Origin of the sequence: Kitasatospora sp. NPDC028055 (assembly GCF_040637885.1) — a bacterium.
Classification (GTDB): domain Bacteria; phylum Actinomycetota; class Actinomycetes; order Streptomycetales; family Streptomycetaceae; genus Kitasatospora.
On record NZ_JBEZXE010000005.1, the window covers coordinates 49671 to 73069 of the forward strand.

Annotated in this window: 21 protein-coding genes; 2 read left to right on the plus strand and 19 right to left on the minus strand. The window is 73.1% G+C overall.

From position 1 onward, the window contains the following. The 14 genes from AB0F71_RS08795 to AB0F71_RS08860 all read right to left on the minus strand — a co-directional run bounded on the left by AB0F71_RS08795 (position 1) and on the right by AB0F71_RS08860 (position 15775). Positions 1-1998 (minus strand): tetratricopeptide repeat protein, encoded by a 1998-nt coding sequence (locus tag AB0F71_RS08795; RefSeq protein ID WP_360230065.1) that lies wholly within the window; start codon positions 1996-1998, stop codon positions 1-3. 70 nt (positions 1999-2068) lie between these two features. Next, entirely contained in the window at positions 2069-2878 is an 810-nt protein-coding gene (locus AB0F71_RS08800) for a DNA-formamidopyrimidine glycosylase family protein (protein ID WP_360230067.1), read from the minus strand. A gap of 77 nt (positions 2879-2955) precedes the next feature. Further along, complete coding sequence (locus tag AB0F71_RS08805) at positions 2956-3840, minus strand: AAA family ATPase (protein WP_360230365.1); 885 nt, start codon at positions 3838-3840, stop codon at positions 2956-2958. A gap of 183 nt (positions 3841-4023) precedes the next feature. Beyond that, on the minus strand, positions 4024-4452 hold the full coding sequence (aroQ, locus tag AB0F71_RS08810; protein ID WP_360230367.1) for a type II 3-dehydroquinate dehydratase: 429 nt from the start codon (positions 4450-4452) through the stop codon (positions 4024-4026). Positions 4453-4460: 8 nt separating this feature from the next. Next, positions 4461-5552 (minus strand): 3-dehydroquinate synthase, encoded by a 1092-nt coding sequence (aroB, locus tag AB0F71_RS08815; protein ID WP_360230069.1) that lies wholly within the window; start codon positions 5550-5552, stop codon positions 4461-4463. Continuing rightward, positions 5545-6066 carry a shikimate kinase gene (locus tag AB0F71_RS08820; protein WP_360230071.1) on the minus strand — a complete coding sequence of 174 codons (522 nt, stop codon included), beginning with the start codon at positions 6064-6066 and terminating at the stop codon, positions 5545-5547. The genes aroB and AB0F71_RS08820 overlap by 8 nt, the downstream gene beginning before the upstream one ends. Next, positions 6063-7247, minus strand: a complete 1185-nt coding sequence (aroC, locus tag AB0F71_RS08825) for a chorismate synthase (protein ID WP_360230073.1) — start codon at positions 7245-7247, stop codon at positions 6063-6065. The genes AB0F71_RS08820 and aroC overlap by 4 nt, the downstream gene beginning before the upstream one ends. Before the next feature lie 163 nt (positions 7248-7410). Further along, a complete protein-coding gene (locus AB0F71_RS08830; RefSeq protein ID WP_360230075.1) occupies positions 7411-8241 on the minus strand; it encodes a shikimate dehydrogenase in 831 nt (276 codons plus the stop codon). Positions 8242-8301: 60 nt separating this feature from the next. Further along, positions 8302-10143, minus strand: a complete 1842-nt coding sequence (mltG, locus tag AB0F71_RS08835; RefSeq protein ID WP_360230077.1) for an endolytic transglycosylase MltG — start codon at positions 10141-10143, stop codon at positions 8302-8304. Positions 10144-10331: 188 nt separating this feature from the next. Then, a complete protein-coding gene (gene mltG, locus AB0F71_RS08840) occupies positions 10332-11567 on the minus strand; it encodes an endolytic transglycosylase MltG (protein WP_360230079.1) in 1236 nt (411 codons plus the stop codon). Between the two features lie 159 nt (positions 11568-11726). After that, positions 11727-12206 carry a Holliday junction resolvase RuvX gene (gene ruvX / locus AB0F71_RS08845; RefSeq protein WP_360230081.1) on the minus strand — a complete coding sequence of 160 codons (480 nt, stop codon included), beginning with the start codon at positions 12204-12206 and terminating at the stop codon, positions 11727-11729. Then, complete coding sequence (gene alaS, locus AB0F71_RS08850; protein ID WP_360230083.1) at positions 12206-14875, minus strand: alanine--tRNA ligase; 2670 nt, start codon at positions 14873-14875, stop codon at positions 12206-12208. Before alaS ends, ruvX begins: the two co-directional genes overlap by 1 nt. Then, a complete protein-coding gene (locus tag AB0F71_RS08855) occupies positions 14875-15306 on the minus strand; it encodes a DUF6167 family protein (protein ID WP_360230085.1) in 432 nt (143 codons plus the stop codon). The genes alaS and AB0F71_RS08855 overlap by 1 nt, the downstream gene beginning before the upstream one ends. Positions 15307-15310: 4 nt before the next feature. Then, positions 15311-15775, minus strand: a complete 465-nt coding sequence (locus AB0F71_RS08860) for a DUF948 domain-containing protein (RefSeq protein ID WP_360230369.1) — start codon at positions 15773-15775, stop codon at positions 15311-15313. A 233-nt stretch (positions 15776-16008) separates the two neighbouring features. Between AB0F71_RS08860 and AB0F71_RS08865 the strand changes: the two genes are divergently transcribed. Then, positions 16009-18228, plus strand: coding sequence for a regulator (locus AB0F71_RS08865; RefSeq protein ID WP_360230087.1), 2220 nt, complete (start codon positions 16009-16011; stop codon positions 18226-18228). Positions 18229-18276: 48 nt separating this feature from the next. Then, complete coding sequence (locus AB0F71_RS08870) at positions 18277-18594, plus strand: tetratricopeptide repeat protein (RefSeq protein ID WP_360230089.1); 318 nt, start codon at positions 18277-18279, stop codon at positions 18592-18594. A gap of 132 nt (positions 18595-18726) precedes the next feature. On the opposite strand, the gene rpsD is transcribed toward AB0F71_RS08870, so the two are convergent. From rpsD to AB0F71_RS08895, 5 genes are all read right to left on the minus strand, one after another. Next, complete coding sequence (gene rpsD / locus AB0F71_RS08875; protein ID WP_030056230.1) at positions 18727-19341, minus strand: 30S ribosomal protein S4; 615 nt, start codon at positions 19339-19341, stop codon at positions 18727-18729. Positions 19342-19653: 312 nt separating this feature from the next. Next, positions 19654-21147, minus strand: coding sequence for a replication-associated recombination protein A (locus AB0F71_RS08880; RefSeq protein ID WP_360230091.1), 1494 nt, complete (start codon positions 21145-21147; stop codon positions 19654-19656). 31 nt (positions 21148-21178) lie between these two features. Continuing rightward, the gene (locus AB0F71_RS08885) at positions 21179-21796 is read right to left on the minus strand and encodes an antibiotic biosynthesis monooxygenase (RefSeq protein ID WP_360230093.1); all 618 of its coding nucleotides are present in this window, start codon (positions 21794-21796) and stop codon (positions 21179-21181) included. A gap of 71 nt (positions 21797-21867) precedes the next feature. Next, entirely contained in the window at positions 21868-22689 is an 822-nt protein-coding gene (ppk2, locus tag AB0F71_RS08890; protein WP_360230095.1) for a polyphosphate kinase 2, read from the minus strand. Between the two features lie 132 nt (positions 22690-22821). Further along, a complete protein-coding gene (locus AB0F71_RS08895) occupies positions 22822-23340 on the minus strand; it encodes an N-acetyltransferase (RefSeq protein ID WP_360230097.1) in 519 nt (172 codons plus the stop codon). Positions 23341-23399: the final 59 nt, after the last annotated feature.

Here is a 23399-nt window from a genome sequence, read left to right on the forward strand (position 1 = left end):
CTACGCCTCCGGCTCTCCCAGCCAAGCCCGGCTGCGCGCCGCGAGCGTGGCGTCCCCGAGCTCCTCCGCGAGCGAGAGCAGCAGTCGGTGCGCCTCCCGCTCCTTGGCGAGCTGGCCGAGCTCCGCCGCCCGTCGCACGCACTCCTCCGCGCACCGGACGGCCGCCTCCAGGTCCCCCAGGCCGCGGTACGCACGGGCCCGCACCAGCGGCAGCCGCATCAGCATCGGCTCGTCCTCGGTGCGCTCGGCGGTCACCGCCGCCCCGTCCAGCACACCGATCGCCTCGCCCGCCCGCCCGGCCGCGATCAGGGCCTGGGCGATGTTGTAGTCCTGCACGACCTCGCCGTGCGGATCGCCCTCGTTGGCCTCCCTGGCCAGGACGAACCGCTCCACCGCACGCTCCGGACGCCCGTCGGCCAGGCAGAGCAGACCGTCGGTCTCGTACAACACGCCGCTCAGCCGCGGCTCGTCGACGAGCGGCAGGACCTCCGACGCCATCGCGACCTGCTCGACGGCCAGCGGGTACTCCTTCAACTCGTAATGAGCCCGCGCGAGTTGGTTGCGCATACGGATCACCGCGTCCGGGCGGTTGTCCCACTGCGCCGACTCCACGCCGAGCCGGTGGGTCTCGATCCAGTCCCCGTAGTTCTTGTCGCTGTGGTAGAGGGCCCAGAGCGACTCGCACAGCCGCCACACCTCGCCGTGCCAACCCTGCTCCGCCGCCGCCCGAACGACCTCCCGCAGATCGGCCCGCTCGGCCCGCAGCCACCCGAGTGCGCTCTTCTTGTCGGTGAACCCGGGCAGCCCCTCGCCGCTGCGCTCCTGGAGCCACAGCCGGTCCCCGAGCACCAGGGTGGCCGCCAAGGCGGCCCGGCCACGGAAGTACCCGACGGTCCGGGCCAGCAGGTCGAAGCGCTCGGGCAGTTCGCGGGCGCACCCACGCGCGTGCAGCCGGACCAGGTCGTGAGCGCGGAAGCGCCGCCCCGGGCCGTCGTCGACGACATCGTCCAGCAGGTGCGCGGAACGCAGCTCACGCAGGCCTTCCGACGCCCGGTCGATCCCGGCCGCCTCGGCCAACTCCGCCGAAACGAAAGGCCCCGGGTTGACGCCCACCAGGTGGTAGAGCGCCTTGGCGTGCGGGGACAGCCGCCGGACAACCGGGTCGAGCATCCTGTCGATCCCGCCCTCCTCGTTGTCCAGCGACACCAACCGGTGCGCCGGGTCCGAGAGTTCGGCCAGGGCCTGATCGATCTCCAGCTCGCCGTCCAGCAGTTGGTAGCCCATCGCGTTCAGGGCCAGCGGCAGGCCGTCGCAGAATCCGACCAGCTCGGCGACCTCCTGGTCGGTGCCCCGGCCCGGGCCGAGCCAGCAGCGCACCAGTTCCACACCGGCCGCCGGACTGAGCGGATCGAGCTGGAGCACCTCGGCGCCGTCCAGTCTCAGCCCCGGCAGTCGTCGGCGGCCCGCGACGACCACCAGGCCGCCGGCCGGCAGCAGCCCTCTGACCTCGGCCGCGTGCTCGACGTTGTCCAGGAACACGAGCACCCGGCGCTCGGCCGTGATCGTCCGGAACCGCGCCGCCCGCTCCGGCAGGGTGCCGGGGACGTCCGCCACCCCGAACTCCCGGAGGAACCCGGCCAGCACCTCGCTGAGGTCGACCCCGCCGAGATGGCGGTACGCCGCGAGATCGGCGTAGAGGTCCCCACCGGGGAAGAGGCTGCCGTGCCGCGACACGAAATGGGCGATCAGCTCCGTCTTCCCGACCCCACCGAGCCCGGTGAACGCCACGATCCGGGGCCTGCGCTCCTCGACCCGGCCGACCGCCGCCACGAGGGTGGCGAGCTCTCGCTCCCGGTTGACGAAGAAGTCCCGGGACGGCCGGACCTGATGCGGCGTCCGGAGGCTGTCGCGAAGCTGGACCGTGACGTTCCCGCCCTGGATCACATTGCCGTGCACCACCGCGCCCGACAAGCTGTTGGACACCTCGTAGCCGTCCACCCGTCCGCTCCCTCCGACCAGCCCGGGCCCAGCCTACGGCGTCGGGCGGCCCGTGGCGCCTGAATCCTCCTCAGGCCGCCTGGCAGGTCGGGCACCAGAACAGGTTGCGCGCCGCGTGCGCCTCCGTCCGCACCTCCGTGCCGCAGACCAGGCAGGGCATCGCGGCGCGGCGGTAGACGTACACCTCGCCGCCGTGGTCGTCGACGCGCGGCGGGCGGCCCATCGCCTCGGGGGTGTGCTCGGGGCGCACGGTGTCGATCCGGCCGGCGGCGACACCCTGGTGCATCAGGGCGACCAGGTCGGCCCAGATCGCGTCCCACTCGCGGCGGGTGAGGTCGCGACCGGCCCGGTGCGGGGCGATCCGATGGCGGAACAGCACCTCGGCGCGGTACACGTTGCCCACCCCGGCCAGCACCTTCTGGTCCATCAGCAGCGCGGCGACGGTCGTGCGGCTGCCCGATATCCGGCGCCAGGCGGCCTCCGGGTCGGCGTCGGCGCGCAGCGGGTCGGGGCCGAGGCGGGCGGCGACGGCGGCCTTCTCCGCCCCGGTGACCAGCGCGCAGGTGTTGGGACCGCGCAGGTCGGCGTAGCCGTCCTCGTTGGCCAGCCGCAGCCGCACCAGCCCGATCGGTTCGGGCGCCGGGCCGGTGCCGAAGGTGAAGCCGCCGTAGAGCCCGAGGTGGACGTGCACCCAGCCGCCCTCCTCGAAGCCGAGGAAGAGGTGCTTGCCGGTGGCCTCCGCGCCGGTGAGCAGCTGGCCGTCGAGCGCCTTGGCCTCGTCGGCGAAGCGGCCCTGCGGGCTGGAGACCCGCACCGGGCGGCCGCCGAAGGCCTTGCGGTTCTGGCCGGCGAGGCGGTGGATGATGTGGCCTTCCGGCACGGGCGTCAGCTCCCGGGGTGGTTCTGGCAGGACCCGTCCATCATCTCAGCCGCCCCGACCGGGCCCGAACCCCGTGGTCAGCGGACCGGCATGCCCATCAGCCGGGCCAGGATGACCCGGTCCAGCTCGGCGGCCGTGCCGGCGACGTCCAGGTACGAGTTGTCGATGATCGGCAGCCCGGAGTTGTACCAGCCGGCCATCCGCCCGTGGATGCGCGCGACCTCCTCGTCACCGAGCCGCCTGGTGCCGCCGCGACGGGCGTTGCGGCGCAGCACCGAGTCCAGGCTGGGCAGCAGCACCACCGGGATCATGCCCGGGCCGATGTGCCGCTTCCAGCCGCCGAGGCCGATCGCCGGGCGGTCCGGGAAGACGGCGTCGTCGATGATGCAGGAGATGCCGTTGGCCAGGTAGTTGCGGCAGGCGAAGCCGCAGGTGCGGCGGGCCAGCCGGTACTGGGCCTCGGAGGCGTTGTTCCAGCCGGCCTGCGGGTTGGCGAAGCCGGACTGCACCCACTCGCGGACGTCGTCCAGGCTGATGTGCGCGGTCGGGGTGCCGCGGCGCTCGGCCCAGTACCGGGCGACGGTGGTCTTGCCCGCCCCGGCCGGGCCGATCAGCAGGACGGCGATGGGGCCGGCGGGCGCGTGGCGCTGCGAGGGGTGGGCGGGGAGCTGGACGGGCGTGCCGGCGGGCAGCACGAAGTGCCCGGTGCCGCCGGCCGGGACGGGCGCGGGCGGCGGTGCCGCAGCCGGGGCGGGCACGGGGTTCGGCACCGGGGCCCGCGCCGCGACGGGAGCCGGAACCGGAGCCGGAGCGGCCAGGGTGGTCGGGGCCGGCCGGGGTGCGGCCGGCGGCGGCGCGACGGGAGCGGGAGCCGGCGCCGCGGCGGGTGCAGCGGCGGGCGGCGGGGGAAGCGTGGTGGCGGGCGCGGCGACCGGGGCCGGAGCGACCGGCGGCGGTGGCACCGGTGCCCCCGGCGTGGACACCCCCGCACCGCTCCCCGGCGGCACCGGCGGAGCGGCGGGACGCGGCGGGACCTCCCCGCCTCCGGCGTACTGCGTCACGGCACCTCCCGACACCTCTCAGCGGGGACATTACACGGCGGCCCGGCGGCGGGCACAGTCCGCCGCCGGGCCACTGACCAGCAGTCAGCGCGAGGCGAGCTGCTCCGCCAGCGCCCGCAGCGCCAGCTCGTACGACCCGATCCCGAAGCCCGCGATGGTGCCGGAGGCCACCGCCGCGATCACCGAGTTGTGCCGGAAGGTCTCCCGCGCGTACGGGTTGGAGATGTGCACCTCGATCAGCGGCGCGGTGCGCTGCGCCGCGGCGTCCCGCATCGCGTACGAGTAGTGGGTGAACGCGCCCGGGTTGATCACCACGGGCACCTGCCCGTCGGCCGCCTCGTGCAGCCACTCCACCATCTGCTGCTCGGAGTTGGTCTCGTGCACCTCGACCTCGAAGCCGAACTCCTTGCCCAGCGCGGTGCAGCGCTCGACCAGCCCGGCGTACGAGGTGGCGCCGTAGACGTCCGGCTCCCGGCTGCCCAGTCGGCCCAGGTTGGGGCCGTTGAGCACCATCACCCTGGTCACGCCGAGACCTCCGCGTACGCGGCGACCAGCAGCGACGGGTCGGGGCCCTCCAGTACGGAGGTCTTGCCGAGGCCGTCCAGGACGATGAAGCGGATCAGGTCGCCGCGCGACTTCTTGTCGATCTTCATCGCGTCCAGCAGCTTCGGCCAGGCGTCCGCCCGGTAGCTCAGCGGCAGGCCGACCGAGGCCAGCACGGTGCGGTGGCGGTCGGCCGTCTCGTCGTCCAACCGGCCCGCCAGGCGGCCGAGTTCGGCGGCGAAGACCATGCCGATGGAGATCGCCGCGCCGTGCCGCCACTTGTAGCGCTCGTTGCGCTCGATGGCGTGGCCGAGGGTGTGGCCGTAGTTGAGGATCTCGCGTCGGCCGGACTCCTTGAGGTCCCCGGAGACGACGTCGGCCTTGACCTGGATGGCCCGGCGGATCAGCTCGACGGTGTGCGGGCCGGCCGGCGTCCTGGCGCCCTCCGGGTCGGCCTCGATCAGGTCGAGGATCGCCGGGTCGGCGATGAAGCCGCACTTGATGACCTCGGCGAGGCCGGAGACGTAGTCGTGCGTGGGCACGGTCTCCAGGGTGCCGAGGTCGGCCAGCACGCCCACCGGCGGGTGGAAGGCGCCGACCATGTTCTTGCCCTCGGCGATGTTGATGCCGGTCTTGCCGCCGACGGCCGCGTCGACCATGCCGAGCAGCGTGGTGGGCATGGAGATCCAGCGCACCCCGCGCAGCCAGGTGGCCGCGACAAAGCCGGCCAGGTCGGTGGTGGCCCCGCCGCCGAGGCCGACCACGACGTCGCTGCGGGTGAAGCCGGTCTGCCCGAGCACCGACCAGCAGTACGCGGCGACCTCGGCGCTCTTCGCCTCCTCGGCGTTCGGCACCTGGAGCGCGATCGCCTCGTAGCCCTCGCCGGCCAGGTCCTCGCGGATGGCGTCGGCGGTGGCGGCCAGTGCCTCCGGGTGGATGATCGCGACCCGCCTGGCGCGGGTGCCGATCAGCGGCGCCAGCTCGCCGAGCAGCTGGTGCCCGATCAGCACGTCGTACGGGTCGTGGCCGGCGCTGCCGCCGACGTGAATCCTGACGGTGGTGTCAGTCATGGGGGGTGTTCAGCTCCAGTGCTTCCAGTACGGCGTCCGCGACCTGCTCGGGGGTGCGGTCGGCGGTGTCGACGACGGCGGTGGCCACCTCCAGGTAGAGGGGGCGGCGGGCCTCCATCAGCTCGCGCCAGCGGGCCCGGGGGTTGACGGCCAGCAGCGGGCGCGGCGCGTCCAGACCGACCCGCTTGACCGCGTCGCCCAGCGGGACCTCCAGGAAGGCCACCGGCAGCTCGCGCAGCAGCGCACGGGTGGCCTCGGCCATCACCGCGCCGCCGCCGAGCGCCAGCACCCCGTCGTGTCCCTCGGCGGCCGCGCGCACGGCACGGACCTCCAGCTCGCGGAAGTGCGGCTCGCCCTCGTCGATGAAGATCTCCGGGATGGGCTTGCCGGCCAGCGCCTCGATGTCGGTGTCGGTGTCCCGGAAGCCGACGCCCAGGCGCTCGGCCAGGGCCCGCCCGACGGTGGACTTGCCACTGCCGGGCGGGCCGACCAGCACCACGACGGGCTTCGTCATCGGATGATCAGGTTGTCGAGGTAGCCCTGGACGTTGCGGCGGGTCTCGGAGACGTTGTCGCCGCCGAACTTCTCGTTCACCGCGTCCGCCAGCACCAGCGCGACCATCGCCTCGGCGACGATGCCGGCGGCCGGCACCGCGCAGACGTCCGAACGCTGGTGGTGCGCCTTGGCCGGCTCACCGGTGCGCACGTCCAGGGTCTGCAGCGCCCGCGGCACGGTGGCGATCGGCTTCATCGCGGCGCGCACCCGCAGCACCTCACCGGTGGACAGGCCGCCCTCGGTGCCGCCGGAGCGGCCGGAGGTGCGCTTGACGCCCTCGGGGGTCGGGACGATCTCGTCGTGCGCCTGCGACCCGGGGACCCGGGCCAGCTCGAAGCCGTCGCCGACCTCGACGCCCTTGATCGCCTGGATGCCCATCAGCGCGGCGGCCAGCCGCGCGTCCAGCCGGCGGTCCCAGTGCACGTGCGAGCCGAGGCCCACCGGCACGCCGTACGCGAGCACCTCGACCACACCGCCGAGGGTGTCGCCGTCCTTGTGGGCCTGGTCGATCTCGGCGACCATCGCCTTCGACGCGTCCGCGTCCAGGCAGCGCACCGGGTCGGCGTCCAGCCGGGCCTCGTCCGAGGGCAGCGGCACCACGCCGGCCGGCGCCTTGGCGGCGGCCAGCTCGACCACGTGGCTGACGATCTCGATCCCGGCCACCTCGCGCAGGTAGGCGCGGGCGACCGCGCCCAGCGCGACCCGGGCGGCCGTCTCCCGGGCGCTGGCGCGCTCCAGGATCGGCCGGGCCTCCTCGATCGAGTACTTCTGCATGCCGGCCAGGTCGGCGTGGCCGGGCCGGGGGCGGGTCAGCGCCTCGTTGCGGGCCAGGCCCGCCAGCACCTCGGGGTCGACCGGGTCGGCCGACATGACCTGCTCCCACTTCGGCCACTCGGTGTTGCCGACCATGATCGCGACCGGGCTGCCCATGGTCAGACCGTGCCGGACGCCGCCGAGGAAGGTCACCTCGTCCTGTTCGAACTTCATCCGCGCCCCGCGGCCGTAACCGAGCCGGCGGCGCGCCAGCGCGTCGGCCACCACCTCGGTGGTGACCGGTACACCGGCGGGCAGGCCTTCCAGCGTCGCGACGAGTGCGGGGCCGTGCGACTCCCCCGCCGTCAGCCAGCGCAACGTACCCAACGGAGCTCCTTCATCAGCGGGCCGGCCCACGGCACCGCCGGGGCCCGCCCGAGCGTGCCTTCTGTCCGAATCCTTTCATGCCCCGGCAGCCCCTGGGGGCACAGTCCGCGTGACGGACGGCAACCGGTCACTCCACGAAACGATTCGGCCGCGCGCGGCGGGCTCAGGGCCCGGCCAGTGCCCGCTCCCCCGCCTCGCGCATCGCCGCCAGCGGCCCGGGCGCCCGCCCGGTGAAGGCCTCGCTCTGCAGCACCGCCTGGTGGACCAGCAGGTCCAGCCCGCCGAGGACGGTCGCCCCGCGCCCCGCGCAGGCGGCGGCCAGCGCCGTCGGCCACGGGTGGTACAGCACGTCGAACAGCGCCCCCGGGGCCGCCGGCAGCGAGCCGGCGAAGTCGTCGGTCGCCCCGACCGGGGTGGTGGAGACGGTCAGCGGCCGCTCCAGCGCCTCCGCGCCGCGCTCCCAGTCCTCGGTCCGCACCGCCACGCCGAGCCGCTCGCCCAGCTCGGCCATCTCCCGGGCCCGCTCGGCGCTGCGCACGTAGACCGTCACCTCGCCGGTGCAGACCTGGGCCAGCGCGGCCAGCGCCGAGGAGGCGGTGGCCCCGGCACCCAGCACGGCGGCGGCGGACACCTCGGCGATGCCGCGCTCGCGCAGCGCGTTCACCAGCCCGGGGACGTCGGTGTTGTCCCCGGTGCGCCGCCCGTCGGCGGTGAACACCACGGTGTTCACCGCGTCCACCGCGCGGGCCGTGGCACTGACCTCGTCCAGCAGCGGGATGACCGCCCGCTTCAACGGCATGGTCAGCGACAGCCCCGCCCACTCGGCCTCGTCCAGCCCGGCGAGGAACCCGGGCAGGGCTGCCTCGTCGACCTCGAAGCGGTCGTAGCGCCAGCCGTCCAGCCCGAGCGCCGCGAAGGCGGCCCGGTGCAGGTCGGGCGAGAGCGAGTGGGCGATCGGTGAGCCGAGGACGGCCGCCCGGTGCTTGCTGGTCAACACTGCCTCTCCGTGATCTCCGTGAACGACGGTGCCGTGGCGGCTACTTGGTGGTGGCGGCTACTTGGTGGTGCAGTGCAGGCCGACCTTGTCGAAGCCCTGGCCCGCCGCCTTGCAGTACGCCTCGACGTTGGCCGCGTGCTCCTTGTCCGTCTCGGCGAACAGGGTGTTGGTCGGGGACATCGCGATGAAGTACAGCCACTTGCCGTCCGCCGGGTTGAGCACCGCGTTGAGCGCCTCGTCACCGGGGTTGGAGATCGGCGTCGGCGGCAGGCCCGGGTTGATGTAGGTGTTGTACTTGTTGGACCCGTCGTTGATGTCCTTCGACGTGAGCTCCTTGCGGCCCAGCGAGTACTGCAGCGTGGTGTCCATGCCGAGCGTGTGGCGCACGGTGTCGCTGGCCAGCCGGTTCTGGATGGTCCTGGCCATCTTGGCGAAGTCGCCCGGGTTGTTGCCCTCGCGCTGCAGGATGCTCGCCTCGATGACCACCTCGTAGCCGTTCTTGAGGCCCGCCTTGGAGGCCTGGCCGTCGAGGTTGGCGTACTTGTCGGTGGCGGTCTTCACCATCTGCTTGAGCAGGTCCTCGGGCTTCATGCCGTCGGCGATGTTGTAGCGGGTCGGCCAGAGGAAGCCCTCGATGTTGCCGTTCGCGTACGCGGGCAGCCCGAGGTCGTTGACCTGCGCCTTGGCCACGCCCGCCGTGGTGCCCTTCTGGAGCTTCAACTTGCTGTCGATCATGGTGTAGATCTCGGAGGAGTTCTTGCCCTCCGGGAACACGATCGCCGCGCCGCCCGCCTGGTCCAGCAGTTCCTTGACCGCGGCCGCGGCCGGCATCTCCTTCTTCAAGGTGTAGAAGCCGTACTGGATCGTCTGGCACTTGGGCTCGGCGTCGCAGGCCTTGGTGAAGGCGTCGACGCTCTTGACCACACCGGCGGCCTTGAGGGCGGCGCCGATCTGCCCGCCGACCGCGCCCTGCTTGACCTCGATCTGGACGGAGCCGGTGCCCTCGCCGGTGAAGTCCGGCGGCGGGCCGAAGTGGTCCTGGTAGAAGCCGTAGCCCCACCAGCCGGCGCCGCCGAGCAGCCCGAGCAGCACCACGGCGACCACCAGGCAGGCGCCGCCGTTGCGGCGGCCGGCCTTCTTGCCGCTCTCCTTGCGCTTCTTCTTCGCCTCGCGGGAGTCGTCCTGCTCACCGAGGAAGCCGCTCTGCTCGGCCTCGGCGTGCTCGTCGAGGTAGCGGTCGCCCTCGTGGTGCTCCTCCTCGGCGCGGCCGTCCCACTCCCCCTCCGCGGGTTCGTGCGCGCCGCCGACCGGATCGGCGCCGGACTCCAGCGCGGCCGCCTCGGCCTCCCAGTCGATGCCGTCCGGGCCGGGACCGGAGGCGGCCTCGGGCGCCGGGGCCGGGCGGGCGGCCTGCTGCTGGGGCATCCCCTGCTGCATCCCCTGCTGCATCTGCTGCGGCATGCCCTGCTGCTGCATCGGCATCTGCTGCTGCCCGTACCCCTGCTGGGGCATCCCCTGCTGCATCTGCTGCGGGTAGGCCTGCCCCTGCTGGCCCATGCCCTGCTGGCCCATGCCCTGCTGCGGGAACCCCTGATCGTAGCCCTGCTGCGGCATCTGCTGCTGCGGGTACCCCTGCTGCGGCATGCCCTGCTGCTGGTACCCCTGCGGCGCCATCATCTGCTGGGGGTGGCCGCCGTGCATCTGCTGCTGCATCTGCTGCTGCTGCGCGTACCCCTGCTGAGCGTCCCCGTACGGCTGCTGGCCGTGCTGGTCCTGCTGCGGGTACTGCTGCCACTGGCCGTCCTGCTGGCCGGGGATCGGCTGCTGGCCGCCGTAACCGGGATCACCGGGGTGCCACGGCTCGCCCTGGGGGCCGTAGCCCCGACCCAGATCGGTCATTGATCCCCTTAACCGACGGTGACGACCGGAGGATCGGACCGGCCGTCCGGGACGACGCGGTCCCGGCTGATTCTCGAACCGGCGTGCTAGCGCAGCGCCTGGGAGGAGACGTTACCGTACCGCAGCCGTACCCCCGCCCGGGCGGACGCACTGTCAGTGAGCGACCTCACGCTCGGCGTACGGGGCCGTCACGGTGTGGCGGCGCCCGGTGTCGAGGGGCTGGCGGCGGCGGTCGGAGCGGTGGAGTCCGGCGCGCTCGGCTTGGCCGCCCGGGCGGCGTTGAACTCGGCGACGTTCTTCTGCTGCACCTCGAAGCTGTCGGTGAAGCGGGTGTCCCCGGGCTTCACGGTCACGAAGTAGACCCAGTCCCCCGGCGTCGGGTCCAGCGCCGCCATGATCGCCTGCCGGCCCGGGTTGGAGATCGGCGACGGCGGCAGGCCCGGGTGCAGGTAGGTGTTGTACGGGGAGTCCAGCTTGGTGTCGGTGACGGTGGTGTTCAGGGTCGAGCGGCCGAGGGCGTAGTTGATGGTGGAGTCCAGCTGGAGCGGCATCCCCTTGGCCAGCCGGTTGTAGATGACCCGGGCCACCTTGCCCATGTCCTCGGTGTTGTCGGCCTCGCCCTGGACCATGCTGGCGACGGTGACCAGCCCGTACAGGCTCTGCCCGAGGTTCTGCGCGACGACGTTGGCGTCGTCCCGGCTGAACTCCTTGCCCGCCCGCTCGACCATCTGCTTCAACAGGTCCAGCGCGGTGGTCCCGTCGGTGACGGCGTAGGTCGCCGGGAACAGGTAGCCCTCGGGGCTGCCCTTGGCGAAGTCCGGGAGGCCGAGCTCGGCGCTCTGCTCCTGGGCGGCCTTCTGGGTGGTGCCCGCGGGGAGGTTGAGCTTCTTGTCGATCGCCGCGTAGATCTGGTAGCCGCGCCAACCCTCGGGAATGGTCAGGCCGTTGGCGTTGGCCGGGTCGATCAGGACGGACAGCGCGGCGGCGGCCGACATCTTCTGCTTCAAGGTGTACGTACCGGGCTGGATCCGCCCGGCGGCCGCCGCGCTGCCCTTCGCCGCCCGGGTGAAGGCGAGCGAACTGGCCACCACCCCGTTGCGGACCAGCGCGGAGGCGATCTGGGACAGGCCCGCGCCCTCCGGCACCGAGACCTGGACGCTGCCGCTGCCCTGCCCCGCGTAGTCGGCGGCCGCCGCGGGCTTGCGCTGGTGCTGGAACCAGGTGTAGCCGGTGAGCCCGATCCCGCCGAAGACCGCGACCAGGGCGAAGGCGGTGAGGCCGCAGGCCAGTCCGTTACGCCGCCGGTGCGGGTCCGGCGCATCGGAGCGCGGCCGGGGCGCGCCCGGAGGACGGCCCTCCGGCTCCAGCACCGGCGCACCCAGGTGCCCCGGGGTGAGCCCCGGGTGGAAGTCCTGGTCGGTCATGGCTCGCGGCCCCCTCGGCGGTCCCGAATCGCTGAGAATCGCTCCGGTCCGACACGAATCGATGCGGATCGATCCGAAACGGACACGGAAACGAACGAAAGAGGGGTCCGTGCGGACGTGTCCGCACGGACCCCTCTTCGGGACGTTAGATCAGGCCGGTCAGCCGGTCGCCTCGACGCTCTCACCGGGCGGGCGTCCGCTCACCCGTTCGGACTCAAGGGCGGTCTGCAGGATCACCACGGCGGCGGCCTGGTCGACCACCGAGCGGCCCTTCTTCGCCTTGACCCCCGAGGCGCGCAGGCCGTGGGTCGCGGTGACGGTCGTCATCCGCTCGTCCACCAGCCGCACCGTCACCGGGTAGACCCGGTTGGCCAGCCGCGAGGCGTAGGCCCTGACCTTCTCCGCGGCCGGGCCCTCCTTGCCGCTGAGCGAGCGCGGCAGCCCGACGACCACCTCGATCGCGTCGTACTCCTCGACGATCGCGGCGATCCTGGCCTGCGACTTCACGCCGGCCGGAACGGTCTCCACCGGCGTGGCGAGCACCCCGTCGGGGTCGCAGGACGCGACCCCGATCCGGGCGTCACCGACGTCGACGGCGATCCGCCGCCCACGCCGGAAGGGCCTCTCCTCCTGCTCCATCAGCTGGCGCGCTCCGCGACCAGGCCGCGCACCGCGGCGATCGCCTCGCCGACCGCGGCCGGGTTGGAGCCGCCGCCCTGGGCGACGTCGTCCTTGCCGCCACCGCCGCCACCGAGGGTCTTGGCGGCGGTGCGGACCAGCTCGCCGGCCTTGATGCCGCGGCCGCGGGCGTCCTCGTTGGTGGCGATCACGGTCAGCGGGCGGTCGTTCGCCACGGTGAAGGCGGCGACCACGGCCGGGCGCGAGCCGAGCCGGCCTCGCACGTCCAGCACCAGCTTGCGCAGCTCGTCCGCGCCCACGCCGTCGGCGACCTGCGCGGCGACCACCGCGATGCCGTGCACGTCCTCGGCCGAGTCGGCCAGGCCCGCCGCGGCGGCCAGCACCTTCTCGGCGCGGAAGCGCTCGATCTCCTTCTCGGCGTCCTTGAGCTTGGTGAGCATGCCCGAGATCTTCTCCGGCAGCTCCTCCGGGCGGCCCTTGACCAGCTCGGTGAGCTGGGCCACCACGGTGTGCTCGCGGGCCAGGAACTTGTACGCGTCGACGCCGACCAGCGCCTCGACGCGGCGCACGCCGGAGCCGATCGAGGACTCGCCGAGCAGCTTCACCAGGCCCAGCTGGGCGGTGTTGCCGACGTGGGTGCCGCCGCACAGCTCCTTGGAGAAGTCGCCGATCGAGACGACCCGCACCTCGTCGCCGTACTTCTCGCCGAACATCGCGATGGCGCCGGCCTTGCGGGCCTGGTCCATCGTCATGACCTCGGCGGTGACCTCCAGCTCGCGGCCCAGCACGTCGTTGATCTTCTGCTCGACGTCCACCAGCACGCTGCCCGGAACGGCGGCGGGCGAGCCGAAGTCGAAGCGGAAGCGGCCGGGGGCGTTCTCGGAGCCGGCCTGGGCGGCCGTCGGGCCGAGCGCGTCGCGCAGCGCCTGGTGGGTCAGGTGGGTGGCCGAGTGGGCGCGGGCGATCGCCCGGCGGCGCTCGGTGTCGATCGTGGCGTACGCCGAGGCGCCGAGCACGACCTCGCCGAACAGCACGCCGCCCGAGTGCACGATGACGCCCGGGACGGGCTGCTGCACGTCGCGGATCTCGACGACCGCGCCGGACTCCAGCCGGATCCGGCCGTGGTCGGCGAGCTGGCCGCCGCCCTCGGCGTAGAACGGGGTGCGGTCGAGGATCAGCTCGACCTCGTCGCCCTCGGAGGCGGCCGGCGACGGGACGCCGTCCACCAGCAGGCCGACGACGGTGGCCTCGCCCTCGGTCAGGTTGTAGCCGGTGAAGAGGCTCGCGCCGGACTTGTCGGCGACCTCGCGGTACGCGGCGACGTCGGCGTGGCCCATCTTCTTCGCCTTGGCGTCCGCCTTGGCGCGGTCCCGCTGCTCCTGCATCAGGCGGCGGAAGCCGGCCTCGTCGACCTGGAGGCCCTGCTCCTCGGCCATCTCCAGGGTGAGGTCGATCGGGAAGCCGTAGGTGTCGTGCAGCTTGAAGGCCTGGTCGCCGGAGAGCACCGCGCCGCCGGACTGCTTGGTCTCGGTGACCGCGGCGTCCAGCAGGCTGGTGCCGGCCTTGAGGGTCTGCAGGAAGGCCGCCTCCTCGGCGACCACGACGGTCTCGATCCGCTTGCGGTCGGTCTCCAGCTCCGGGTACTGCGGGGCCATCGCCTTGATCGCGATGTCGGTGAGGTCCTTGGCCACCGGCTCGGTGGCGCCCAGCAGGCGCATGTTGCGGATGGCGCGGCGCAGGATGCGGCGCAGCACGTAGCCGCGGCCCTCGTTGCCGGGGGTGACGCCGTCGCCGACCAGCATCAGCGCGGTGCGGATGTGGTCGGTGACCACGCGCAGCGAGACGTCCGACTTGTGGTCGGCGCCGTAGCTGTGGCCGGTGAGCTCGGCGGCGCGGTCGAGGATCATCCGGCTGGTGTCGATCTCGAAGAGGTTGTCGACGCCCTGGAGGATCGCGGCGAGGCGCTCCAGGCCCAGGCCGGTGTCGATGTTCTTGCTCGGCAGGTCGCCGAGGATCTCGAAGCCGTCCTTGCCGTCGCCGTGGCCGCGCTCGTACTGCATGAAGACCAGGTTCCAGATCTCCAGGTAGCGCTCGCCGTTGACCGCCGGGCCGCCCTCCTCGCCGTACGCGGGGCCGCGGTCGTAGTTGATCTCCGAGCACGGGCCGCACGGGCCGGGCACGCCCATCGACCAGAAGTTGTCCTTCATGCCCAGGCGCTGGATGCGCTCGGAGGGCACGCCGATGACGTCGCGCCAGATCTGCTCGGCCTCGTCGTCGTCCTTGTAGACGGTGATCCAGAGCTTCTCCTTCTCCAGGCCGTAGCCACCGTCCGCGACGGGAGTGGTGAGCAGCTCCCAGGCGAACTTGATGGCTCCTTCCTTGAAGTAGTCACCGAAGGAGAAGTTGCCGCACATCTGGAAGAAGGAGCCGTGCCGGGTGGTCTTCCCGACCTCCTCGATGTCGAGGGTGCGCACGCACTTCTGGACGCTGGTGGCGCGCGAGAACTGCGGCTTGACCTCGCCCAGGAAGTAGGGCTTGAACGGCACCATGCCGGCGTTGACCAGCAGCAGGGTGGGGTCGTCGGCGACCAGGGACGCCGACGGAACGACGGTGTGGCCGCGCTCCTCGAAGAAGCGCAGCCAGCGGCGGCGGATCTCAGCCGACTCCATTAGTGGTCCTTCCGGTTCGTTCCGCCCCGCGGCAGGGCTCGGCGGGGCGTTTCTTCAATGGTCTGTGGGACGGTGCGGCCCCCGCCGTCGGGCAGGGCGCGGGCGGGGGGCAGGGCGGCGGCCGGGCGACCGGGCACCGCCGAGATAGCTCGGTACTGCGGCTCGCCGCGCAGCACCCGGCGGGTGCTGCGGGGCTCCGCCACGGCGGTGCCGTGCAGTCCGAGGTCGTCCTTGAGCTGCTCCTCGCGCTCGGCCATGCCGGAGCGCACGTCCTGGGCGAACTGCTTGGCCCGGTCGCCCAGGTGCAGGGCACCGCGCGCGGCGGTGCCGGAGAGGCTGTCCGGGGTGAGCCGCTGCACGGCGCCGTTGGCCTTGTTCATGGCCCACACCGCGGCGCCGGCGCCGACCGCCATCCAGAAGATCCGTGCCATCCGGTCAGCCCCTCACCGCTCGCCGGACCCGGGAGAGCAGGCCGCTCCTGGGCGCGGTCGCGGCGCGCACCTCGGCCCGGATCAGCCGGGCCAGTTCGTCGCGCTCGGCGGGCTGCACCGGCACGCTCGGCAGGGTGCCCTGCTGCTTGGCGACGGCCTGGCGGACGCCGTAGCTGAACGCGGCGACCTTCATCAGCGGGCCGCCCAGCGTGGCGGCCGCGGTGGAGGAGAGCGCCTTGGCGTTGGCGGCGGCGTCCTGGACGTTGGCGGTGATCTCGTCCACCCGGTCCAGCTGCTCGTTGGCGCTGCGCACCGCCGCGCCGGCGTCGGCCAGCAGCGGGACGGCCTGTTCGGTGACCGCGGAGACCAGGACGGTGGCCTCCTTCAACACCCGGGAGAGTCGCACCAGCACCACCGCGAGCAGGGTGACCAGGACCGCCCAGAACACGGCGACGAGCAAGCCGGCCAGCTCTCCCACGGACACTTCTGCGCGCTCCCTCGCCTTGCGGTTCCCAACCGAACCCTATCGCGCCCGGGCCCGCTTTCCGGACCGGGTCACGGCGGTGGCCTCGCCCGGATGTGCGAACCGCGCGCGTAACCTACCGTCCGGTCACCTCGTTCAGCCAGGCGGGCCGTCGCCCGTACGGCCCGACGCACGTCCGGACCGCCGCGGTCCGGGCCGGGAACAACGGGGAGCACCGCTTGGCCGGCGACTGGACAGCACAGCCCGCGGCGTGGCCGCGCGAGCCGGACCCGGGCCGACTGCCGGCCGAGGTGACGGGCTTCGTCGGGCGCGAGCGGGAACTGGCCGAGCTGGCGGGTCTGCTCGCCGGGGCACGGCTGGTGACGGTGACCGGGCCCGGCGGGGTGGGCAAGAGCAGGCTCGCGCTGCGGGCGGCGGCCCGGGCGGCCGAGGCCTTCCCGGACGGGACCTGGCTGGTGGACGTGGCCCCGGTGCAGGACCCGCTACTGCTCGGCCACGCCGTACTGGAGGCGCTGCGGCTGACCGACGGCACCGCCCGGCCGCCGGTGGACGTGCTGGGCGAGCACCTCGCGGGGCGCCGCCTGCTGCTGGTGCTGGACGGCTGCGAGCACCTGGTGGAGGCGTGCGCCGAGCTGGCCGACGCGCTGCTGCGCACGCTGCCCGGGCTGCGGGTGCTGGCCACCAGCCGGGCCGCGCTGCGGGCCTCGGGCGAGCACCTGCTGACGCTGGCCCCACTGCCGGTCGACCCGCTGCCGGAGCGACCGGAGGACCCGGACCAGCTGCCGGACGCCGTGCGGCTGTTCGCCGACCGGGCGCGGGCCGTACTGCCGTCCTTCGCGGTGACGGAGGCGAACGCGGAGGCGGTCGGCCTGCTCTGCCGTCGGCTGGACGGTATCCCGCTGGCCGTGGAGCTGGCCGCCGGGCGGCTGCGCGCACTGTCGGTGGAGCAGATCACGGCCCGGCTGGACGACCGCTTCCGGCTGCTCACCGGCGGCTCCCGGACGGCCCTGCCGAGGCACCAGACGCTGCGCACCACGATCGGCTGGAGTCATGAGCTCTGCACAGTGCAGGAACGTTTACTCTGGGCCCGCCTGTCGGTCTTCGCCGGCGGTTTCGACCTGGAGGCCGCCGAGTACGTCTGCGCGGGCGAGGGCATCGAGCCCGAGGACCTGCTCGACCTGCTCGACGAACTCGTCGCCAAGTCCGTGGTGCTGCGCGAGGACAGCGCCTTCGGCGTCCGCTTCCGCCTGCTGGACACCCTGCGCGAGTACGGCGGCCACTGGCTGCGCGCCGCCGGCGAGGAGCAGCGGCTGCTGCGCCGCCACCGGGACTGGTACCTGGGCGTGGCCACCTGGGGCGAGGTCGAGTGGTTCGGCCCCCGGCAGGCCGAGACCGCCGAGCGCACCCTGCTCGCCCACGCCAACCTGCGTGCCGCGCTGGAGTTCTGCCTCGCCGAGCCCGGCGAGGAGCAGATCGCCCTGCTGCTGGCCGGCACCCTGTGGTTCTACTGGGTCGGCTGCGGCCACCTCGGCGAGGGCCGGCACTGGCTGGACCGCGCGCTCGCCCTGGACCGCGAGCCCACCGAGGTCCGGGCCAAGGCCCTCTGGGTGACCGGCTACATGGCCACCCTCCAGGGCGACCTCGGCGCCGCCCGCCCCGCCCTGGAGGAGTGCCGCCGCCAGGCCCTGGACACCGGCGACGACCGGGCCCTCGCCTACGCCGTCCACCGCCAGGGCTGCGCTGCCCTGATCGGTGACGACCCGGAGCGCGCCGCCGAGCTGTTCGAGGAGGCGCTCTGGCACTACCGGACCATCGGCGAGCTCAACAGCAACGTGGTGATGGCGATGGTCGAACTGGGCCTCGCCTACCTGTTCCAGGGCGACCCGGACAGCGCCGAGCTCTGGTTCGGCCAGGCCCGCGAGGTGTGCGAGGAACACGGCGAGCAGTGGGCGTACGGCTACGTGCTGTACGCGATGGCGTACTCGCACTACCTGGACGGCGCCGTCCAGCCGGCCCGCGCGCTGGCCCGCGAGTGCGTCCGGCTGAACCACCGCTTCCACGACCTGCTCGGCATCGTGCTGGGGATCGACCTGCTGGCGCTGCTGGAGACCGAGCCGGCCGGGCCGGGCGAGCCGGCCGCCCTGCGCGAGGCCCGGGTGCTGCAGGGCGCCGCGCACCGGATCTGGCGGGCGGTCGGCAACCCCTTCCTGGGTTCGCGCTCCTTCTTCGGCACCCACCAGGAGTGCGCCGAGCGCGCCCGGGCCGGGCTCACCGAGCAGGAGTACGAGGACTGCTACCTGGCGGGCGGGCGGCTGGACCTGGACGCCGCGGTCGGCCGGGCGCTCGGCGACGGGGGCTCGCCAGGCGGCCCGGAACCCGGCCCCGCGCCCTGTTCCGTGCCGCCCGCACCGGCCCCGGCACCGGTGCGGAATAGCTGAAGCTTGCGGATTGCTTGAGGAGGCAAGGATCCACCCGGAAGGAGCACCATGGCCGTCCACGACGAGTATCGCCTCGCGAACTTCTACTTCGAGTCCAAGGCGTACACCGACGCCGCCCGCATGCTGGAAGGCGTGCTGGCCGAGGAGCCGGCCAACCTGTCGGTCCGGCTGCTGCTGGCCCGCAGCTACTTCCACTCCGCCCAGCTCGGCCGCGCCGAGGCCGAACTGCGCCGGATCCTCGACCTCGACCCGGCTGAGGACTACGCCCGGCTGATGCTCGGCCGCACCCTGGAGCGCCAGGGCCGCGACCAGGAGGCCCGTCCGCACCTGCGGCTGGCCGCCGCGATGACCGGCGCGGAGCTGTAGCCGGCCTGAGCTGTGGCCGGGCGGAGCTGTGGCCGGAGGGCCGGCCGGCACCGGAAAAGGGGCGAGCCCCCGCCGCCTCGAAAGGCGACGGGGGCTCGCTGCCGGTTCCGCGAAGTGCGAACCGAGCGCGGGTCAGCGCGAGTAGTACTCGACGACCAGCTGCTCGTCACAGATCACCGGGACCTCCTTGCGCTGCGGCGCACGGTCCAGGCGGAAGGCCAGGGCCTTCAGGTTGACCTCGAGGTACTTCGGGGTCTGGCCCTCACCCGCGTAGCCACCCTCACGGGCGACCTGGAAGGGGACCTTCTCCTTGGAGCGCTCGCGGACGGTGACCACGTAGCCCGGCTTCATCTGGAACGACGGCTTGTTGACCTTGCCGCCGTTGACCTCGATGTGGCCGTGGACGACCATCTGGCGGGCCTGGTAGATGGTGCGGGCGATGCCCGAACGCAGGACCAGGGAGTCCAGACGGGTCTCCAGGTCGGCGACGAGCGCCTCACCGGTCTTGCCCTCGGCCTTCTTCGCGCGGTCGAACGCGCGCGCCATCTGCTTCTCGCTCAGGTCGTACTGGGCGCGCAGACGCTGCTTCTCGAGCAGACGGACCTTGTAGTCCGAGTTCTGCTTGCGACCGCGGCCGTGCTGGCCGGGCGGGTACGGGCGGGCCTCGAAGTACTTGACGGACTTCGGGGTCAGCGGCACGCCGAGCGCACGCGCGATCTTGACCTTGGGACGCTTCTGGTTCGCCATGAACCAAACCTTCCTTGCTTACGAATACGGCTTTCACCAGGTGTTGACGGAGGTCGCATGTCGCGACCCGGAGAAAACCCCGACGCCTGCGCGAAGGGATCAGCCGCTCTCCGGAGCCGGGCACATGAAGTGCTGGTCACACGAAGGGCCCGGGGAACCGGGCCGTCCGCGACACCGAAACGGTGCGCGACGCTCCTGCTGCGGGCCTCCCGGAGGAGGCCTACGGCCGATGTCCCGCTGGTGCGGCCGGTCGGTGGGGTCTCCCCCGCCGCCGTCCCGGGACATGGCACTCCGACGAAGTATACCCGTCGATCACTCGCCCTTCGTCCCGGGCTCCTGCTCGGCCTTCCGCTCCGGCTTGCCCGCCGTCTTCTCGGCCTTCCGCTCCGGCTTGCCCGCCGTCTTCTCGGCCTTCCGCTCCGGCTTCGCGGCCTTCGGCTCCGCCTTCTCCACCCGGCGCTCCCCCCGCAGCCGCCCGCGCGTCCACTCCACGGTGTCCGCGTACCGCACCTCGCCGCCGCGCCGGTTCGGCCGGTAGTACTCCCGGCCGTGCACCGAGTCCGGCGCGTACTGCTGGGCGGCGATGCCCTCCGGCAGGTCGTGGGGGTACTGGTAGCCCTTGCCGTGGCCGAGCTTGCCCGCCCCGCCGTAGTGGGCGTCCCGCAGGTGCGGCGGGACGGCCCCCGCCAGCCCCTGCCGCACGTCCGCCAGCGCCGCGTCGATCGCCAGGTAGGCCGAGTTGGACTTCGGCGCCAGGGCCAGCGCGATGGCCGCCTGGGACAGGATGATCCGGGCCTCCGGGAAGCCGATCAGCGCCACCGCCTGGGCCGCCGCCACCGCCGTCTGCAGCGCCGTCGGATCGGCCAGGCCGACGTCCTCGCTGGCCGAGATCATCAGCCGCCGGGCGATGAACCGCGGGTCCTCCCCCGCCTCGATCATCCGGGCCAGGTAGTGCAGGGTGGCGTCCACGTCGCTGCCGCGGATCGACTTGATCAGCGCGCTGGCCACGTCGTAGTGCTGGTCGCCGTCCTTGTCGTAGCGCACCGCCGCCTGGTTCACGGCGGTCTCGGTGGTGGCCAGCGAGATGCTCGCCTCGCCCTTCTCCAGCGCCGCCCCGGCCGCCGCCTCCAGCGTGGTCAGCGCCCGTCGGGCGTCCCCGCCGGCGAGCCGCACCAGGTGGTCCTCGGCCTCCGCGGTCAGCTCCAGCGCGCCCTCCAGGCCGCGCTCGTCCTCCACCGCCCGGCGCAGCAGCGCCCGGATGTCCTCGTCGGTGAGCGACTCCAGGGTGAGCAGCAGCGAGCGGGACAGCAGCGGGGAGATCACCGAGAAGTACGGGTTCTCGGTGGTCGCCGCGATCAGGGTGACCCAGCGGTTCTCCACTGCGGGCAGCAGGGAGTCCTGCTGGGCCTTGGAGAAGCGGTGGATCTCGTCCAGGAACAGCACCGTCTCCCGGCCGGACATGCCGACCGCCCGCCGGGCGCCGTCGATCACCGCCCGGACCTCCTTGACCCCGGCGGTGATCGCGGACAGCTCGACGAAGCGGCCCTCCACGGCCTGGCTGATCACATGCGCCAGGGTGGTCTTTCCGGTGCCGGGCGGCCCCCAGAGGATCACCGAGCTGGTGGCGGCCGGCCCGCGGGAGTTGGCCACCAGCCGGCGCAGCGGCGAGCCGGGCTTCAACAGCTGCCGCTGCCCGGCCACCTCGTCCAGGGTGCGCGGGCGCATCCGTACGGCCAGCGGCGCCCGGCCGGGCTCCCTGGTCTGGAGTTCCTCGGCGGCGGCGGTGAAGAGGTCCGGTTCGTCCACACCGGAAGCCTAGTTGAGGCCGCCGACAGAGCTATTGCGCCGGGGTCCGGCGGTCCAGCAGGACCACCTCGAACTCCTCCAGCGACCGCAGCGTGCCGCCCAGCGCGGCCAACGCCCGCGCCCGGGAGTCGGCCGTCGGCCCCCGCGCGGCGTCGAAGCTCGCCCGGTCCGCGTAGATCGAGCCCACGGACAGCCGGCCGGTCGCGCGGTCGGCCAGCATCGCGCCGGTCACGAAGCCGGCCTTCTTCTCCAGCACCGGCAGCACCTGGTCCCGGAAGATCTCGGCCGCCGTGTCCACCTTGGCCGGGTCGATGTCGGACCTGCTCAGCCGGAACATCGCGCCGGGTCCGGCCACACCGGGCGGCGCCGTCGCCACGGCCTCCCAGACGTCCGTGGTCACGGTGCCGGCCAGCGGCGCCAGCAGCTCGCGTCGGCGCTCACCGAGCGCCGCGTCGCTGTCGCGTTCGGCCTGGGCGGACTCCCACCACGAGCCCATCGTGATCTTGCCGACGGTCCGGTCCACGAACAGGCCGTAGCCGCGGTACCCGGGCTGCCCGGAGAGCAGCTCGACGGCCTCGGTGGCGAGGCCGTCGAGGGTCTCGCCGATCCGGTCCGGATCACCGGTCGCGTAGACGGTACGGACGAACATGAGCGCGCCTCCTGTGCACGCCCGGGCGCCACGCGGGGCCGTTCGGTAGCAGCGCCCGGCCGGGGCCCCGTCTACTCCAGTCTGGCAGCGTGGTCCGGGACGTACTTCTGGAGGTCGCGCGGGGGCCGATGGTAGCCGCGCGGGGCCGGGCGGGGCGGCAGCTCGATCCGCGGCGGGGCGACCTCGTGGTACGGGACGGTGGAGAGCAGGTGGGCGATCATGTTGATCCGGGCCCGCCGCTTGTCGTCGCTCTCCACCACGTGCCAGGGCGACTGCGGGATGTCGGTGTAGACGAACATCTCGTCCTTGGCCCGTGAGTAGTCCTCCCAGTGGGTGATCGACTCCACGTCCATCGGGGAGAGCTTCCAGCGCTTCATCGGGTCCTCCAGCCGGTCCCGGAACCGCTGCTCCTGCTCGGTGTCACTGACCGAGAACCAGTACTTGCGCAACAGGATGCCCGCCTCGATCAGCATCTGCTCGAAGGTCGGGCACTGGTGCAGGAACTGCCAGTACTCCTCGTCGCTGCAGAAGCCCATCACCCGCTCGACCCCGGCCCGGTTGTACCAGCTGCGGTCGAACAGGACGATCTCCCCGGCCGCCGGGAGGTGTTCGACGTACCGCTGGAAGTACCACTGGGTCTTCTGCCGCTCGGTCGGGGTGGGCAGCGCCGCGACCCGGGCGATGCGTGGGTTCAGGTACTCCGTCACCCGCTTGATCGCCCCGCCCTTGCCGGCCGCGTCCCGCCCCTCGAAGATCACCACCAGGCGGGCGCCCTCGACCCGCACCCACTCCTGGAGTTGCACCAACTCCTGCTGCAGCCGCAGCAGTTCCCGCTCGTACGGCTTCTTCGCCAGTCGTTCCGGCTTCGCGGTCCGCTGCTGCCCCTTGGCCACTCTCGGGTCCTCCGTCCGACTCCTGCCGATGACCCTTCACCGTAGGCGCAGAACAGTGACCCCGCAGGTCGGACCGGAGGAACGGGCGAACCCGCTCGCCGGGCGCTCTCTGGACCTCGACGAGGGCTCCGGCTAGGCGTCGACGAAGGGCTCCGGGTAGCGGCACAGCCCGCGCGGGTCGCCGTCGTACGCCGCCAGCGGCAGCACCTGGAAGTACGCCTCCGGCACCTCGAACGGGCCGGAGACCTCGTGCCGCCCGGCCGGGATGAAGCCGAACCGTCCGTAGTACTCCGGGTCGCCGAGCACCACCACCAGCTTCTCCCCCGCCTCCTCGGCGGCCGACAGCGCCGCCCGGACGACGAGTTCGCCGACGCCCCGGCGCTGCCACTCGGGCGCCACCGCCACCGGCGCGAGCGCCAGCGCGTCACCGGACCCGCCGCCGTCACCGACCCGCAGCCGGGTCAGCAGGGCATGGCCGATCACCAGCCCGGCGTCGTCGACCGCGACCAGCGACAGCCCGGGCAGCCAGGCCGGGTCGCGGCGCAGCGCGTCCACCAGGTCCGCCTCGTCCGGCCCGGGGAACGCGGCCATGTGCACGCGCCTGGTCGCCGGGGCGTCCTGCGGACATTCGACTCTCGTGGTGACCTGCATCGGGTCAACCCTCCCTGTGTCACACCACGTTGTGGACCGGCCCCGGACGGTGGGTGGAC

Excerpts from the sequence above, each read along its gene's own strand:
- aroQ (WP_360230367.1), bottom strand. The coding sequence starts at position 4,452 with ATGGTGCTCAACGGCCCCAACCTGGGCCGACTGGGCAGCCGGGAGCCG.
- aroB (WP_360230069.1), bottom strand. The coding sequence starts at position 5,552 with ATGACTGACACCACCGTCAGGATTCACGTCGGCGGCAGCGCCGGCCAC.
- AB0F71_RS08820 (WP_360230071.1), bottom strand. The coding sequence starts at position 6,066 with ATGACGAAGCCCGTCGTGGTGCTGGTCGGCCCGCCCGGCAGTGGCAAG.
- mltG (WP_360230077.1), bottom strand. The coding sequence starts at position 10,143 with ATGACCGATCTGGGTCGGGGCTACGGCCCCCAGGGCGAGCCGTGGCAC.
- mltG (WP_360230079.1), bottom strand. The coding sequence starts at position 11,567 with ATGACCGACCAGGACTTCCACCCGGGGCTCACCCCGGGGCACCTGGGT.
- ruvX (WP_360230081.1), bottom strand. The coding sequence starts at position 12,206 with ATGGAGCAGGAGGAGAGGCCCTTCCGGCGTGGGCGGCGGATCGCCGTC.
- alaS (WP_360230083.1), bottom strand. The coding sequence starts at position 14,875 with ATGGAGTCGGCTGAGATCCGCCGCCGCTGGCTGCGCTTCTTCGAGGAG.
- AB0F71_RS08855 (WP_360230085.1), bottom strand. The coding sequence starts at position 15,306 with ATGGCACGGATCTTCTGGATGGCGGTCGGCGCCGGCGCCGCGGTGTGG.
- AB0F71_RS08870 (WP_360230089.1), top strand. The coding sequence starts at position 18,277 with ATGGCCGTCCACGACGAGTATCGCCTCGCGAACTTCTACTTCGAGTCC.
- rpsD (WP_030056230.1), bottom strand. The coding sequence starts at position 19,341 with ATGGCGAACCAGAAGCGTCCCAAGGTCAAGATCGCGCGTGCGCTCGGC.
- AB0F71_RS08885 (WP_360230093.1), bottom strand. The coding sequence starts at position 21,796 with ATGTTCGTCCGTACCGTCTACGCGACCGGTGATCCGGACCGGATCGGC.
- AB0F71_RS08895 (WP_360230097.1), bottom strand. The coding sequence starts at position 23,340 with ATGCAGGTCACCACGAGAGTCGAATGTCCGCAGGACGCCCCGGCGACC.